Below are 14,952 nucleotides of genomic sequence, written 5' to 3'. Positions count from 1 at the left end.
ATTGATGACCACGCCACCGGCATTGGTCTTTCCCATGGATACATAAACACAATGATTGGAAGGATCATAACTGACTGCATCGCCACCTTGATCCGTGGTCGGCAATGGAATAACTTTGATCAGTTTGAATGTGCTTGTTCCGGCATTGGCAACCCCCAAAAATAGCAAAAAAATGGTCATTACCGAAAGCACATATCTGGCTAGTGCGGTTTTTTTCATATGAATGGTTTCCCTGAAATTATTCCGTAAAAAATCACTAAACGAGGATGGATAAATTTCCATCCCCGCTGTGCAGAGGTTTTAGAAATCAGCAGAAATACTTCCATAGACGGTAAACGGGGCTCCGGGGAGAGCCAGCACCTGTCCTTGCGAATTTCCACCGAGCAAACCACCGGAAGTAACGTACTCAAACGGATTATAATGATTGTTGGTCACATTCAGCATATCCAGGTTGAGCTTCACGTCTTTCAGCAGAGGTACCGACCCACGCGTAGAAATGACACTTTCCAATCCGAGGTTCAGCGTGTCATAGGCAGGTATTTTCTGACTGCTGGGCATAACAGTATTGTTATTCCACATGTTCTGGGCACCAGTATAGGTGTACCAGATGCTGGGCGACATCAGGATACCATCCAGAAAATAGCGATATTTGGCACCAATGTTAAACGTACTTTCGGGAACATTGGATACCGGCAAGCCCTGATAACTGACGCCACCCGTCGTATAGTGTGCAAAAGTGGCTTTCTCGAAATTCAGGTTGGCAAAAACATGCACATTATAGAGGGGATCATCTTCCAGAGCGATGTTTACACCCTGGTAAATGGAGTCACCATCAGCGTCCCCCAGATAATTTCCATTAGCATCATAGGCAGCAACAAACTGGTTGCTGAAATGCAGATGATAAAAACTGAACATGGCGAAGAAATGGTGCAGATAATCCGCATCATTAAAATGCAATTTTATGCCGGCATTATAATCCGCACTATGTTCAAGGTTATACACCGGCCGGATACTCTGGTAGAGACCACCACCACCGCCAACCTGCGGTTCTTTGTAGGCCTGGGCATAACTTGCAAATACCGCCAACCACTGCAGCGGCTTCCAGTTGAAATCCACCGAGGGTTCCACTTTGGTAAAGCTTTTATTGGAAGCAGGCAGCTTGCCCTGATTGGTGCCTGTTGCTCCGGGTATATCTGCCCCCTGCGTATATTGGGTCTGATAATTGATAAAGCGCACCCCCGGAGTAATATGCAGATTATGCATGGGGCTGATGCGATCCTGCACAAATGCCGCCAGGTCCGTCTGGCTAAAAATATCATTCCGATAGGAATGATTGGGAAGCGCAAGAGAACCACCATCCGCCGGATTATAAAAAGCGTTTTTGGTATTATATTGGCTGTTCAGAAAGAAGCCGCCGAAGCTGACATCATTGTAGGGAAGCTTGGCGGAAATCCATAGCTTGTCCCCGTACACGCTGTCATGAGGATTATTGTATTCATAGAGATTGCTGGGATTACTCAAGCCGTAATTATTATAATGCTGATGCAAGCGATGGCCGTAGCGATACCAGATCATATTGTGCAAAGCAAAGGTTTTATCCAGCTTCTGATTCAGCTTGCTGTAAATCAACCAGGTCGTGTTGCTGTCATCCTTGTTCCAGATATCAAAGGGAATGGACGAATAAAACCCGGTAGTTTTCTGGCTATATAATGGTCCCGTTGCGGCACCGGTATAAGTAACGCCGGCAATAGGGTTGACCGGAACCGGAACCGGACGGTATCCCGACCCCTTGGCCAGATAGGCCCCCAATGAAAAATTCCCATCCGTATAGGTTTTTTTGGTTTTCAGAAACCAGGCATAATTGTAACTGGGATTCGCGAATCCATCGGGGCTTTGCCGGTAACTGTTACTGGATCCTGCACCACCCGCCATAATGGTTGACCACCCGTCTATGCTGCCGGTGCGGACATTGAACACAATATTCTTGGAATTATAGCTTCCGTAGGTCATCTTGATACTGGCGCCCGGCTGTGCCGTTGGCTGCAAAGGGACAAAGGCGATTTGGCCGCCAATGTTGTTATACCAGCGGTTCACCGGATTACCCGGCCCGTAGGTGATACCGATCCCCTGTAAAATTCCCGTTTGTGGGACTTGCGGACTTTCCCAAAGACCAGTGGACGGATTGACCATGGGAACGCCATCAAAAGTCACCGAGAGGTTACCGGCATCTATGACACTCCCGCCAAAACCACCCCAGCCCTGACTGATTCCATTGACACTGATGGATGTTTTGGTGGAGCCGGTATTTCCGTATCCCGTCACATTTACGCCTGGTGCGTAGGCTAATGCCTGAGCACTGCCGCCCACCGGTCCTGCAGCTGCAATTTGTTGTTTACCCAATACCTTTATGGACTGACCGGAGTCAAAACGATGTTTCTGGGTTAATGAATGTACTCCTCTGCTACCCAGAAAGGATTGAGAAGCAGCGGCCGCATTGACCTCTCCCACATTCACCGCTGCGTTGTCCTGACTGCTTACCGTGGCAGCAGTGATGGTATCTGCCATGACACTGGTAGCCGTCAACAACACACCACCAGCCACGAGGGCCAACACCAAAGGACGTAATGATACGGATTTACTCATGATTTTGTTTCTCCCTGTTTTATGTAGGCGTTAAGGACTGAGTCAGCCCCTGGTTTTGCAGCCGCACAATCTATCAGGAGAATATGTCAAACAGATGACAATTTGATGACGATATTATGACCATTTTCATCATGCACACCCGGAAGAACACCTTAAAAAATGCCCTTATCATGGCAGATGGTTCCCGCATCTTTTCAGAAGCAAGCAGGGGAGAGCAGATTGTCATAATAATGTCATATTACCAAGCTACCATGTATGGATTCAAAAAGTGTGCACACACCGACTGGTTTATCTGAACATTGCAGGACCATACACATGTTTTTACCCTCTATAATCCCCTTCATTTCCGCCCATCTGCACTGGATTGTGGTGGAAGGACTGGCCTGGCTACATATGCCCACAACAAAAAGAATGTTCAAAAGTGATCCGGATATTGTCGTGTTATCACCGCAAAGAGATCACCATGAATCCAGACTGTTGCAAAGCATAAATCTTCATACCGCTTATATAGTTCAGACGGTAACATCCGCTCTGGATTGCGAAAAACTGCTGAATCATTCAAACAGGCCCGTCCTCATCACCAATGGCTGGAATGATGAAATCAGGGAGTTACTCCTGGTCTTGCAAAAAAACTATGGATCCGATCTGCCATTTTTGGTCATGGCCGAGGCGCACAATGCGCTTCTGGGCAGCCTTGCCGAAGATGCCATTCACTCCGGAGCCCAGACTTTTATTCCCTGGAGCCTGGGTACGGCGCCTCTCCTGGCCTATCTGTACAGGTTGCTGGAACCGGTTCCATCATCAGACTGCAGCGCAGCAGAGCGGATCAAATCCACGCACATATCGATCAATCATAAGGCGCGGATAGTCAATATCGATGATCAAAAAATATATCTCCCCAGCAATTTGTACGCCCTCTTCTGCTGCATGGTCCAGAATCCCGGCGAAGCATTGTCTTATCAGCAACTTACACAAGCACTGAAAAATGGCAAAAAAGTATTTATTGCCCCTAACACGCTGGTCGTAAAAATATATCGGCTCAGGCGCCTGTTTGAACATACCGGTTTACATCACTGGATGGAAACCGTTCCGGGATTCGGGTATCGCTATAGCGGCCCCAAAATACACATCATGGATTAGCAAGATCGGCAGAGTGTTGACCCTCAAGCCAACTCCAATGTTATGGTTCCACGGTCAATCATACCCACCAGGGAACGCCTGCCATGACCAAACCCGCCAACGCCAGACCATCCTCTGCGTCTCACATGTCCCGGCGTCAGTTTCTGACTTATGGTGCCGGCACTGCAGCGCTCCTTTCTCTGCCGTCTGCCGTGGCCATGAATATGAGTGGCATGAATATGGCCGGGGTTCACAGCAAATCCTCGCCATTACCCAAGCCGCTGTTTTCCGGCGCACTACCCATTCCGCCGGTATATACGGGAGTCATGGGGCGCGACAAGGTTCGGGAATTTCACTTGCACATGGCGGATGGTCATTCCGTTTTGAGTGATGGTCTCAAAACGGCCACCTGGGGTTATAACGGCGCTGTTTTAGGACCTGCCCTGCGCATCCCCCGAGGACAGCCGCTGCGGCTGTATGTGCACAATCATCTTGATCAGAGCACGACCACCCACTGGCATGGCGCGCACGTGCCCGGAACCATGGATGGTGGTCCGCAAAGCCTCATCCTGCCTGGAAAAACATGGACCTACGGCTATACGATTGATCAGCCCGAAGCCACTCTCTGGTATCATCCTCACCCTGCCGGCAGAACCGGACCGCATGTATACGGGGGGCTGGCGGGTCTGTATCTGGTGGAGGACGGCACCGATCGGCGACTGGGTCTCCCCCACCATTGGGGGATAGATGACATTCCGGTTATCGTCCAGGACCGTCTGCTCGATGCGCAGGGCAAACTGGTTTACATGCCTCAGGCCATGGACGTCATGGGGATGAAGGGCAACCGCTTTCTCATCAATGGTCGCGAATCTCCCGTCCTGCATGTTCCGGCACAGTGGGTCAGATTACGCCTGCTCAATGCCTCCAATGCCCGCCTTTACAATTTTGCCCTGAGTGGAGATCGGGCGTTTTATGTCATTGCCAGCGATGCCGGCTATCTCGAAGCGCCGGTGAAGGTGCAGAGATTACTTCTGGCACCTGCAGAACGCGCCGAAATCCTCCTCGATTTGCGCTCACTTGCAGGGAATACATTGGCGTTACGCAGCGATTCTGCGGCGGTGGTTCCCGAATTGAGCCTGCATCCCATGGACAGTGACCATTTTGATCGCAGCAGTTTTGATCTACTGGAAATGCATGTCGGTTCTGCCACAGGCTCAGCAGGACGCTTGCCTGATCACCTGGTAGCCATCCCCACCCTGCAGGCGGATGCGCCGTCGCGCCGTTTCGAGCTCAGGGGCATGCCTATGGACAAAATGTCTCTCGCCCAAAGGGCTCTGCAGACCGCTCTGCATAACGGTCCGGCGCACATGTCTATGGGGGTCGGTCGCCAACCGCTGTTTTCCATCAACAATCAGTACATGGACATGCAGGTCATCAATCAGCGTCTGCGTCTGGGAAGCACGGAAATCTGGGAGGTCTTCAACGATGCGGAGATGGCCCACACTTTTCATGTTCATGGCACCTCATTCCAGATTCTGTCCCGCAATGGCAAGGCGCCCCCTGCTTATGAAACAGGCTGGAAAGACACCTTGCTGATCCGTCGTACTGAAACCATACGTTTTATCGCCCACTATGGACAGCCCGCCCCCGACGACTTCCCATATATGTACCATTGCCACATGCTGGAGCATGAGGACAATGGCATGATGGGGCAGTTTACCGTGAGCTGATCAGGCGGCTTCACGCATCGCCGTCGCCCATGCGCTGGGCCCGTGGAGTGAAATACACCCAGGCCGCCAGGAACAGGAAGGCGATGATGTAAATGTTGGTGGTACCCAGCACATCGCCTTTATTGGCCGTACTGCCGGGCAGATAAGGCGCTCCCCAGCCCTCCGCCGTCGTCCATACCCCGAAACTGTAGGCAATACCCACAGGAATAATCCAGCGCAGACCCCGTCCGATGAGCAGGAAAAAAGCAATGATACTTTCCATGATGGCGGCGACATAGCCGAAGAGCACCGGCCCAGCCAGATTGATCACGGCAATCACCAAGGAAATGTAGGCAGCAATCCAGGCGGGCTCTCCCGGAAGTGCCTGCTGCAGATAAGTCACGGCATTGTGCAGAAAATAGGGTTGCCACTTCCAGAATGCATCAAAAGCCCAAAGCAGCCCAAAGAGAATACGGGCAGTGTGCATGGCCGGGGCATACAAAGGCTTATGCGGACTCTTGCTCAAACTCAGACCTTCCCAACTTCGGGACCAGATCACATAAACAAAGCACAGGGCATAGATAATCGCCGTGCCCGGATCTGTGGCCCCTTGGGTATAGGGTCCGCCAAAACCACCCACCGTACTCCAGAGCCAGAGGTTGTACAGCACCCCTACCCCGGCCAGAAAAGGCAAGCCCAGACCGGTAATCAGGGAAACCGCAAGGATGGCATCCAGCCCTACTGTTCCATAAGCCACAACATTTGGCCCTATGTGCTGAACGAGATCAGCCATCCAATGTCCATACTGGCTGATCCAGTCAGGTTGTCCACTCACCCAGTCCGCGTTAAAGCTCCCCAGAAAGTGGGCTGTATAGGCTGGATTAAACTGTAACCAGGTGTTGATCAGCCAGATCAGGCCGAAAATGATACGTACAAGGCCAAAAGCCAATCGGCGTTTATGTTCCATGGACATTGAGGATTTCATAGCATCTCGGAATAGGACCATTAAAAGAGGATTCATTGTATGCATATTCTCCAAAAGGTCAAAAAATGACTTATTATGAAATATCCGGCTTTCCGCTCTTATCCGCAGGAAAGTTGTTAAGAGGATTAATACAGCGTATTTTCCCAACATTATGTTTGACTGATTTCGGCTTTCTCCCATGAAAATTCTGGTTATTGAAGATGAAGCTAAAACGGCTGCCTTTCTCAAAAAAGGATTCAGTGAGCTGGGTCATGTAGCGGATCTTGCCGATAATGGTGTAGATGGCCAGCATCTTGCCGAAATAGGCGAATATGAGGTGATAGTCCTCGATCTGATGCTACCCCGGCGAGACGGCTGGTGGGTTCTCCAGGAAATCCGCAAACGGCATCCTGATCAGGCCGTCATTCTGCTGACCGCTCTGGATGCCGTAGCCCAACGCGTTGAGGGCTTGCGCCTGGGAGCGGACGACTACCTGGTGAAACCCTTTGCTTTTTCGGAATTGCTGGCCAGGATTCACAGCATTCTGCGGCGTAGTCATGTGCGTACGGAAGAGACCATTCATTACGCCGATCTGAAACTGGACCTGCTTCGCCACAAAATCTGGCGTGCCGCCACCCCCATCAACCTGGCTCCTCAGGAATTCCGCCTGCTGGCCTACCTCATGCGCTTTCCCGGCGAAGTGCTGACCCGCACCCGCATTGCCGAGCAGGTCTGGGATATGCATTTTGAAAGTGATAGTAATGTTGTGGACGTTGCCATTCGCCGCCTGCGCCGAAAAGTGGACGATCCCTTTCCGGACAAATTGATCCATACTTTACGAGGGGTTGGCTATGTTCTTGAACTACGTCATTAAAATCTTAAAGCGTCCGGGGCGCTCCATGGCGGTCCGGCTCACCCTCTGGTACGCCCTGTTGAGCACCATCCTGATTGCGGTAGCGGGTGCTGCCCTGTACTGGATTCTGGCTGAACAACTGCGTGCGGCCGACAGCCAGATTCTCATCAGTAAAATCCATGCCATACATACGGCCATGCGCAACAGCACCGATCACTTTTCCGAACTGATTCATGAAATACAGATGGAGTCCAATACCATTCGCGGGGTATACATCTGGGTAAGCCGGTCACAGGAGGGCATTATTGCCCGGGGTCGCAGTGATAATCCCCTCCTCGACAGCAACAAGCCCTTTGACCGCAAACCCAAGGCTTTCGAGCCCCAACAATGGCACTGGAAAGTTAAAAAGCATGAACATTTTCAAGTGATGGCGCAACGCTTTGCAGGCCAGCCAGCCAGTATCATTTATGTGGCTATCCGCACCAGCGAACGTGAACACTTTCTGGCTTTTTATCGTTACGCGCTCGCACTATCCATTGTTTTGGCGTTATTCATCGCGATACTGGCTGGATATTTGATTGCCTGGCGTGGCTTGCGGCCCGTCCATCAGTTGGCCAGCCTGGTGGACGAACTGAGCGCCAGCCAGTTGCATCGGCGCATTGCTGGAGATAACTGGCCCAGTGAACTCGCCACATTGGCCGAAAATTTTGACCAGTTGCTGGAAAGGCTGGAAGACTCCTTTGCCAGGATTTCCCGCTTCTCGGCAGACATTGCCCATGAGTTGCGCACGCCCATCCATATTTTACGCGGTGAGGGCGAACTGGCGCTTTCCAGAACCCGTAGTGTCCCGGAATACCAGGCCTGTATCGCCTCCGCCATGGATGAATATGAACGCTTGTCGCGCATGATAGATGCCCTTTTGTTTCTGGCCCGGGCAGAACAGGATCATAACGCACTGGATAAGCAGCAGCTGGACATTCATCAGGAAATGGCTTCTCTTTGCAGTTTTTATCAGGCAATGGCGGATGAACAGCAGGTTACCCTGCACAATAATGCTCAGGGATCCATCACTGCAAATTCTGATCTCCTGCGCCGCGCTGTCAGTAATCTGCTGAGTAATGCCCTGCGCCACACGCCAGCAGGTGGCAGCATCCGGATTTATTGTGAACAGTCCCGCGAGCAGGTCCAACTGATTGTTAGCGATACCGGATCGGGCATCGCCGATGCAGATATTGACCGGGTATTTGACCGTTTTTACAGCGCAGATGCTGCACGCATGCGGCGTGGACAGGGAACGGGGCTGGGACTGGCCATTGTACAATCCATCGTGCATCTGCATGGGGGTAAGATCCGCTTAAAAAGCGTTGCCGGAAAAGGGACGACGGCCATTTTATCTTTCCCGATAATTTCTAAGGATAACAATGGTGACAACATAAGATGACGATTTGGTCATCTTGCGGTCATCTTCTGGACATGCAGCTAATGTCATAATAAAAAAACCGTCCCCATTCATAAATACATTTTACAGATAGTCGAGAAAAATGCTTTTTCAATTTATACCGAATAATCGTCAGTCTGCTGCCAAAAATTGGCTACTGGCTTTAAGCTTGGGCTGCATATCGATTGGCGCCCATGCGGCCCCTCTGACGCTCAACCAGGCTATTAACAGCGCCCTGCATAATCAGGCGACCGTTCAGGCAAGCCGGCGCCAACTGGAAGCGCAACAAGATCTCAGTCGCAGTGCCGAAGCCCGACTGCTACCCGCGCTTTCCCTGAATGCGGCCACCATCTGGACCCAGTCCCGCGCCGGCCAGCCCGTTTTTGTCAGTGCCAATGGCGCACGGGAAATGCTGGGGCAAATCCGTTTGAATGTTCCCATTTATGCGCCGCAAACCCGTGCACTCAGCAAACTGGGCAAAGATCAGGTCACTGTTGAACGCTTTCACCTGCTGCAAACCCAGCTGGCAGTGGCCGCACAAGTAAGTATGACCTATTACCGGCTGGCTCTGAGTAATAATATGATCGCCATCTGGCGACGCGCCCTCGTTGCTGCCACGCAAGTATTTCAAGCCACCCGGGATGGTTATGCCGCCGGTACCCGTTCCCGCCTGGCGCTGAAGCAGGCACAACTGAACCTGTTGCGCATCCAGAGCAAGCTGAAACAAACCCTGGCCCAAAGTGTGGCCATACGCCAGGTTCTGGCCTTGCAAACCGGGCTTGGAGGCCATTTACCACCACTGGCAAAAGTCAGCGGCCCACTCAAGCCGTTACCGGATTTATCCAAATTCCAGAGTCGGGCCATGCAGGCACAACCCTTGCTTCGGGCGGCTGATGCGCAAATTCAGGCGGCACACGCCCAATTGCAATTCCATCAAAGTGCCCGCTTACCGGTATTCAGTGCCAACGCCGCTTACGGAGTCGATACTGCGACCATACCGCATAGTGCGCAGTTAGGTTGGCAAGCCGGCCTCAGCCTGCAGATGCCCATTTTTGGCTTTGGTCGCAACCGCGATCAGATTGCGGCAGCCCGGGAACAGGTTGCGGCATTGCAGTCAGCTAAATCGGCTCTGCAAATGCAGATACGCAGCCGTCTGGAACAGGACGCCGGGGCCGCCCGGGCGGCCAGCATTGCCCTGAAAAATGCCGGAGAAATCGAGTACAGTGCTCAGGCGGTGTACGACATGACCCGCAAGGGCTATCTTGCCGGTGCCGAGAGCGCATTAGCCTTGCAACAAGCTGAAGATGCCTGGGTTCAGGCTCAGTTGCAGGCTACCAACGCGATGATTCGCGCCCGTTTAAGTCGCACGCAACTGATGCTGGACAGCGGTATCCTGCCGGGACAGCGTGCATCCTCATGACAATCCACTCAAGGAAGCTTGACGGCATGCAATTTTTACCGAATTTTTACCGGGCATCGCTACCTTACTGCTTCAGCATTTTTTCAGGCGTTCTGCTCCTCTTGAGCGTTCATAACGCCTGGGGAGCTGCCATATCCGTGCGGGCGGCTCCGGTCAGGGTAAGTGCTGCCATTCAGCAAAGCGCCCTGCTGGCCCGGGTTGAAAGTAATGGTGCCGCCACTTTGACAGCACCTGTTACCGGACGCGTCCTCGGTCCGCTGCTCCCCGATGGGCCTGTAAAAACCGGAGCCATTGTCGCCAGAATCGCGTCACCCGGGCTGCAGAGCAGCATCCAGACTGCCCAAAAACAGATCGCCTTTTCTCAAGGTCAGTATTTGCGCGATCAGAAATTGTATCATGATGGCGTCATTGCCCAACAAATTGTCGCAACCAGTCGTTTGACGCTGGCAGAGGCGCAATCTCATCTGCGCATTTTACGGGCGCAGGCCGCTCAACAAATCCTCAGCGCGCCCTTTGCAGGCAGCCTGCATTATCTGGTTCCGGCAGGGGCTGTGGTCAATTTCGGAACCGCCATTGCGACCCTGGATGGTCGCGGAAAACCCTGGGCACAGGCCTATGTCACCCCCTCCCTCGCCCGCAACTTACGCCCCGGAAGCACCGTCGTTCTGCACGGTGCAGACTGGCACGGCCTGGGACAGATCCGTTCCATAGGACAAAGCGCCCGCCATCTGGGACTGGTGTCCATCTATATTGATCTGCCGGCACAAAGCCGGGCGTTGCCCGGCGAATGGCTGCAGGCAGAAGTCCAGCAAGTTCAAGGCCAGGCCTTCCAGATTCCTACCGCCGCTGTGGTGATGCATGCCGCACAGATCGAAGTGTTTGTCATCCGCAAGGGCAAGGCCATGGCTGTTCCCGTACATATTGTTGCCCGTCAGGCCGGGCAAAGTTGGGTACAGGGCGCTCTGCGAACCGGCGATCAGGTCATCGTCAGCGCCAATGATCGTTTGCTCAGTGGCACCCCGGTACAAGAGCAACAACCATGAGGACGTATCTGCATTTTCTCTGGAACAATCGCTTCAGCATCTTACTCAGCGCCTTATTATTGCTGGGTGCAGGCTGGTTTGCCCTGCAGAATCTCCCGGAAAGCGTCTTTCCGAATGTCAATTTTCCAAGAGTGGCGGTCCTCGTCAATGACGGCAGCCTACCCGTCAAGTTCATGGAAGTGGAGGTAACCAAACCACTCGAAGCGCTGGCAAAAGGTCAGCCAGGGGTGCGTCTGGTCCGCTCGCAAACCGGTAACGGCCTGAGCAAGCTCAATATATATTTTGAACCAGGAACCAACCCGCAAACCGCATACCTGATGCTGCAGGCACGCCTGGCGCAATACCGCCTGCCCGCCGGTGCGCAACTGCGGGTGATCCGCATGGCACCCTATACCTATCCATTTGCTGAATATGCGCTGGTGTCCAATCGGCAGAGCAGTTCGGCAATGATGCCCACTTTTGCCTTCAAGATACGACCGGCTCTGCTGTCCATTCCCGGGGTCTATCAGGTGCAGGGCACCGGTCGCGGCTGGCCGCAGGTGCATGTGGACCTGGATCCGGCACGGTTAGCGCAGCATCACCTCAGTGCCCGGCAGGTCATCAACGCCTTGCAATCCGCCCAAGGTCCATTTTTTTCCGGGGTTCTGCACGCCTATCATCAGCAGTTGATTCTGGCGACAACAGCGCGGCCTGAAAACGATCAGACCTTGGCCGCCTTGACCCTGCCACTGGGGCCACCCGATGCTTCCGGTGCCCGCACTCCGCTGGCCTTGGGCGCCCTGGGTCAGGTGCATACCGGGCCGCCCCCGCTGCTGAGTGAAGCAGCCGTACCCGGTTATCAGCACGCCCTGATCATTGACGTACTTGCACAGTCGGGTGCCAATGACGTCACCGTCGCCCAGGCCGTGCAAACACGTCTGAACAATCTGCGCAAACATCTCCCCCCGGGCGTCCATCTGGTACCCATTTATGATCTCAGTCACCTGATCAGTCACAGCCTGCGCGATGTCTGGATTGCCCTGGGACTCGGCAGCCTGATTGCCTGGCTGGTCGTATTGGCCTTTTTAGGACGTTTGGACGGAGCGCTGGCGACTTTGGCCGTAGTACCTCTGGCCCTGGCTGCCACTTTCCTGGTCCTGCACATGCTCGGATATGGCCTGAATATCATGACCCTGGGTGGCATAACCGCAGCCATTGGTGCTTTGGTGGACCATGCCATCGTCGTCGTCGAACGCGGTCTCCATGGCCTGCAGGGTAAAGCTTCGCAGCGTCGCCAGTTAGCGTTGCGCCGCAGCGCCGACATCTTACCATTGATGACTCTCGCCACCCTTACCTCCTGTCTGGTATTTCTGCCCCTGCTCTTCTTGTCCGGCACCCTGGGGCTGCTGTTCCGCCATATGGCATTGGCCATCGTCATTGCCCTCCTGGCATCACAACTGGTGGCCTTGCTGGTCACACCGATTCTGACAGCATGGCTCGCCGGTCGCGTAACCTCACCTTCCCGCCGTTTGCATCAGGCGGAGCGCTGGGTGCGCCGGCACTACAGTCAATGGCTCATCGCCGGGATGCGCCGCCCTTATTGGGCCATTTTACCCGTCGCCATACTGGCAGGGGCCGCCGGACTGGCACTCACGGTCCTGCCGACCGCTTTTCTCCCGCACTGGGATGAAGGCATTATTTCTGTACCCTATCGCACCCAGGTGGGCAGCAGCGTTGCCGAAACCACCCGGATCGGCCGCGCTTTCATGCAGGCGGCACTGCACAATCCCAACGTACAGCGGGCGTCCCTCATGGTCGGTCGTGGTTTCGAGTTCCGTCATGCACCCGCCAACAAAGGTGCCATCACCATTGTCCTCAAACCGGATCATCACGACAGCACCGAAACCGTAATGGCAGAACTGCGCAAACAATACCGCAGCATGGCCCCCAATCTGATCGGACTGTCTTTGCATCAGACCATGATTGTCCGTCTGGGAAACCTCTCGGGCGCACACGCCCCGTTGGTAGTTTATCTGTTCGGCTCCGATTCCAGCGTTTTGCGTGGTGAAGGCGTACGGCTGGCTACCGCCCTGAAAAACAGTCATGATTTTTCATCAGTTAACTTCAAGTCCCCATCGGCAGGGCCTGAGTTGGAAATCACCCCCACGCCCATGGCTGCACTTTATGGCATTACCCCGCCGGGCATTGCCGATCAGCTCAAGACCCGTTTCTGGGGAAGACAAGCGGGTTTTTTGCTGCATGGCGAACAAATACTGCCGATTCGCGTTAAACTGGTGGGGCAGCCCCAGACCCCGCAGACCTTGTCCGCGCTGCCTATCCAGCTACCTGATGGAAGCATGACGGCTCTTTCCAGCATTGCCTCCCTGCACATTCAAGGTGCCATTCCCTTTGTGACGCATCAGAATCTGGTGCCTGATGCCTACATGTGGTTACAACCAAAACCGGGAGAAGGTCTGGCCCAGGCTGCCCGTCAGGCCAACAAAGTCATCACCCAAATGCACTTGCCCGGCAACATCACCCCGGTACTGGGGGGTTACTATCGACAACAGCGGCAAAGCTTTCAGCAGATGGCGCTGATTCTCGCCGGTGCACTGGGTTTACTGCTGATCCTGCTGGGATTTCAGTTCAGCAGTCAACGCGCTGCTGTGGCGGCGCTTCTTTCCATCGCCTTGGCAGCACCCGGCTCCCTGCTTTTATTGTGGATTTGTGGATTGGAACTCGACAGTACGGCTTTTCTGGGTGTATTGCTGGTTTTTGCCATTGCCGTCAACAATGTCATTCTGATTTTTGCACGCGCCCGCCAACTCGGGAGTGCCCATCCCCGCCCGGCTTTGGTGGCTTTTGCAGCGCGACAACGCCTGCGTCCCATCCTCATGACCATGCTCGCGGATGTTTTCGGTTTTTTACCTCTGGCCATTGGCATTGGTCATGGCACTGATTTACTGAAGCCTCTGGCCATTGCGGTCATGGGTGGATTGCTACTCTCGATATTCATGTCCTTGTGGTTGGCTCCCGTACTGTATAGCGCTTTGATGACGCAACAGTCAGATTCACTCAAATCGAAAGCCTGATCAGCAAATAACTCAATAATGACAAACAGACCAACAAGGATGAACCATAAAACAAGTATAATTTGTGGTGGGGATGATAGGCACCATGTTCCACCTGGTAAACAGTCAGCAGAAATCCACCAAGCCCGACAGCAATATTGATAATCCCCAATACCAGGAAAATAATGCTCATTCCTGAGAAACTCGCATGCAACGTAATCACCCGGTGCATCATCAGCGCCAGCTTGGTCAGAAAAAAATCGAACTTTTCCATCACAAAACCGAAAATCACAATACTGATCCCGGTTCTGATCCATGAAAGAAAAGTGCGCTCCGCCGAAAAATAAATACGTGGATCCTGAATTTCTTTGGCAGTGACCGGGGCACCACGATTGATATAGCGCAGATCACGCACAAAAAAATAAAAAACCATAAATAACAAGATCAGCACTGGCCAGGTCAAAAGCTTATACAAGTCCTGAAAAAAAGGAATCAGCCCATAAAAATGTAAAGCAGCCAGTAACAAGATCATTTTTTTGGAAAGAATACCTGTACCAAAAGCTATAAACAGAAATTTCAAGTAAGACAGGTAAGTTCTTTCCATGCTCAGGTAAAGCCTGGGCTCACGCACAGTGGGCAGGTGCTTTAGCAGAAGCATATTATCCGGCGAGCCTTTGGATTATGGTCATGATTCCATTCTTATCTAGGGAGCA

The 14,952-nt window shown here is 53.1% G+C and carries 11 protein-coding genes; 7 read left to right on the top strand and 4 right to left on the bottom strand.

All coding sequences use genetic code 11. The features are described from left to right. Nucleotides 1-219 (bottom strand): hypothetical protein (locus AC2VLY_RS10805; protein WP_486893999.1); only part of this gene is annotated, 219 nt, incomplete at its 3' end. Nucleotides 220-300: 81 nt separating this feature from the next. Beyond that, a complete protein-coding gene (locus AC2VLY_RS10800; RefSeq protein ID WP_193649629.1) occupies nucleotides 301-2,643 on the bottom strand; it encodes a TonB-dependent receptor in 2,343 nt (780 codons plus the stop codon). Nucleotides 2,644-2,958: 315 nt separating this feature from the next. Between AC2VLY_RS10800 and AC2VLY_RS10795 the strand changes: the two genes are divergently transcribed. Then, the gene (locus tag AC2VLY_RS10795) at nucleotides 2,959-3,783 is read left to right on the top strand and encodes a winged helix-turn-helix domain-containing protein (RefSeq protein WP_486922258.1); all 825 of its coding nucleotides are present in this window, start codon (nucleotides 2,959-2,961) and stop codon (nucleotides 3,781-3,783) included. An 83-nt stretch (nucleotides 3,784-3,866) separates the two neighbouring features. After that, complete coding sequence (locus AC2VLY_RS10790) at nucleotides 3,867-5,492, top strand: multicopper oxidase family protein (RefSeq protein ID WP_486894003.1); 1,626 nt, start codon at nucleotides 3,867-3,869, stop codon at nucleotides 5,490-5,492. 10 nt (nucleotides 5,493-5,502) lie between these two features. Here the strand turns inward: AC2VLY_RS10790 and AC2VLY_RS10785 are convergent, their stop codons facing one another. Further along, complete coding sequence (locus tag AC2VLY_RS10785; RefSeq protein ID WP_486922257.1) at nucleotides 5,503-6,444, bottom strand: hypothetical protein; 942 nt, start codon at nucleotides 6,442-6,444, stop codon at nucleotides 5,503-5,505. 190 nt (nucleotides 6,445-6,634) lie between these two features. Between AC2VLY_RS10785 and AC2VLY_RS10780 the strand changes: the two genes are divergently transcribed. From AC2VLY_RS10780 to AC2VLY_RS10760, 5 genes are all read left to right on the top strand, one after another. Further along, nucleotides 6,635-7,309, top strand: a complete 675-nt coding sequence (locus AC2VLY_RS10780; protein WP_486922256.1) for a heavy metal response regulator transcription factor — start codon at nucleotides 6,635-6,637, stop codon at nucleotides 7,307-7,309. Next, nucleotides 7,287-8,729, top strand: a complete 1,443-nt coding sequence (locus AC2VLY_RS10775; protein ID WP_486894009.1) for a heavy metal sensor histidine kinase — start codon at nucleotides 7,287-7,289, stop codon at nucleotides 8,727-8,729. Before AC2VLY_RS10780 ends, AC2VLY_RS10775 begins: the two co-directional genes overlap by 23 nt. 100 nt (nucleotides 8,730-8,829) lie before the next feature. Then, nucleotides 8,830-10,146: a TolC family protein gene (locus AC2VLY_RS10770; RefSeq protein ID WP_486922255.1), complete on the top strand. Its 1,317-nt coding sequence runs from the start codon at nucleotides 8,830-8,832 to the stop codon at nucleotides 10,144-10,146. Nucleotides 10,147-10,172: 26 nt separating this feature from the next. After that, nucleotides 10,173-11,189: an efflux RND transporter periplasmic adaptor subunit gene (locus AC2VLY_RS10765; protein ID WP_486922254.1), complete on the top strand. Its 1,017-nt coding sequence runs from the start codon at nucleotides 10,173-10,175 to the stop codon at nucleotides 11,187-11,189. Beyond that, the gene (locus AC2VLY_RS10760; RefSeq protein ID WP_486922253.1) at nucleotides 11,186-14,260 is read left to right on the top strand and encodes an efflux RND transporter permease subunit; all 3,075 of its coding nucleotides are present in this window, start codon (nucleotides 11,186-11,188) and stop codon (nucleotides 14,258-14,260) included. The genes AC2VLY_RS10765 and AC2VLY_RS10760 overlap by 4 nt, the downstream gene beginning before the upstream one ends. Here AC2VLY_RS10760 and AC2VLY_RS10755 read toward each other — a convergent pair. Then, complete coding sequence (locus AC2VLY_RS10755; RefSeq protein ID WP_486922252.1) at nucleotides 14,244-14,843, bottom strand: YidH family protein; 600 nt, start codon at nucleotides 14,841-14,843, stop codon at nucleotides 14,244-14,246. The two genes, AC2VLY_RS10760 and AC2VLY_RS10755, sit on opposite strands and share 17 nt — an antisense overlap. Nucleotides 14,844-14,952 lie beyond the last annotated feature (109 nt).

Source organism: Acidithiobacillus sp. TH-A36 (genome assembly GCF_057473445.1).
The sequence above is the reverse complement of the archived record's forward strand: the minus strand, read 5'-3'. Positions and strand labels throughout refer to the sequence as shown.

Coding starts and splice junctions, on each gene's coding strand:
- AC2VLY_RS10800 (WP_193649629.1), bottom strand. CDS start 2,643: ATGAGTAAATCCGTATCATTACGTCCTTTGGTGTTGGCCCTCGTGGCT.
- AC2VLY_RS10795 (WP_486922258.1), top strand. CDS start 2,959: ATGTTTTTACCCTCTATAATCCCCTTCATTTCCGCCCATCTGCACTGG.
- AC2VLY_RS10790 (WP_486894003.1), top strand. CDS start 3,867: ATGACCAAACCCGCCAACGCCAGACCATCCTCTGCGTCTCACATGTCC.
- AC2VLY_RS10785 (WP_486922257.1), bottom strand. CDS start 6,444: ATGTCCATGGAACATAAACGCCGATTGGCTTTTGGCCTTGTACGTATC.
- AC2VLY_RS10780 (WP_486922256.1), top strand. CDS start 6,635: ATGAAAATTCTGGTTATTGAAGATGAAGCTAAAACGGCTGCCTTTCTC.
- AC2VLY_RS10775 (WP_486894009.1), top strand. CDS start 7,287: ATGTTCTTGAACTACGTCATTAAAATCTTAAAGCGTCCGGGGCGCTCC.
- AC2VLY_RS10770 (WP_486922255.1), top strand. CDS start 8,830: ATGCTTTTTCAATTTATACCGAATAATCGTCAGTCTGCTGCCAAAAAT.
- AC2VLY_RS10765 (WP_486922254.1), top strand. CDS start 10,173: ATGCAATTTTTACCGAATTTTTACCGGGCATCGCTACCTTACTGCTTC.
- AC2VLY_RS10760 (WP_486922253.1), top strand. CDS start 11,186: ATGAGGACGTATCTGCATTTTCTCTGGAACAATCGCTTCAGCATCTTA.
- AC2VLY_RS10755 (WP_486922252.1), bottom strand. CDS start 14,843: ATGGAAAGAACTTACCTGTCTTACTTGAAATTTCTGTTTATAGCTTTT.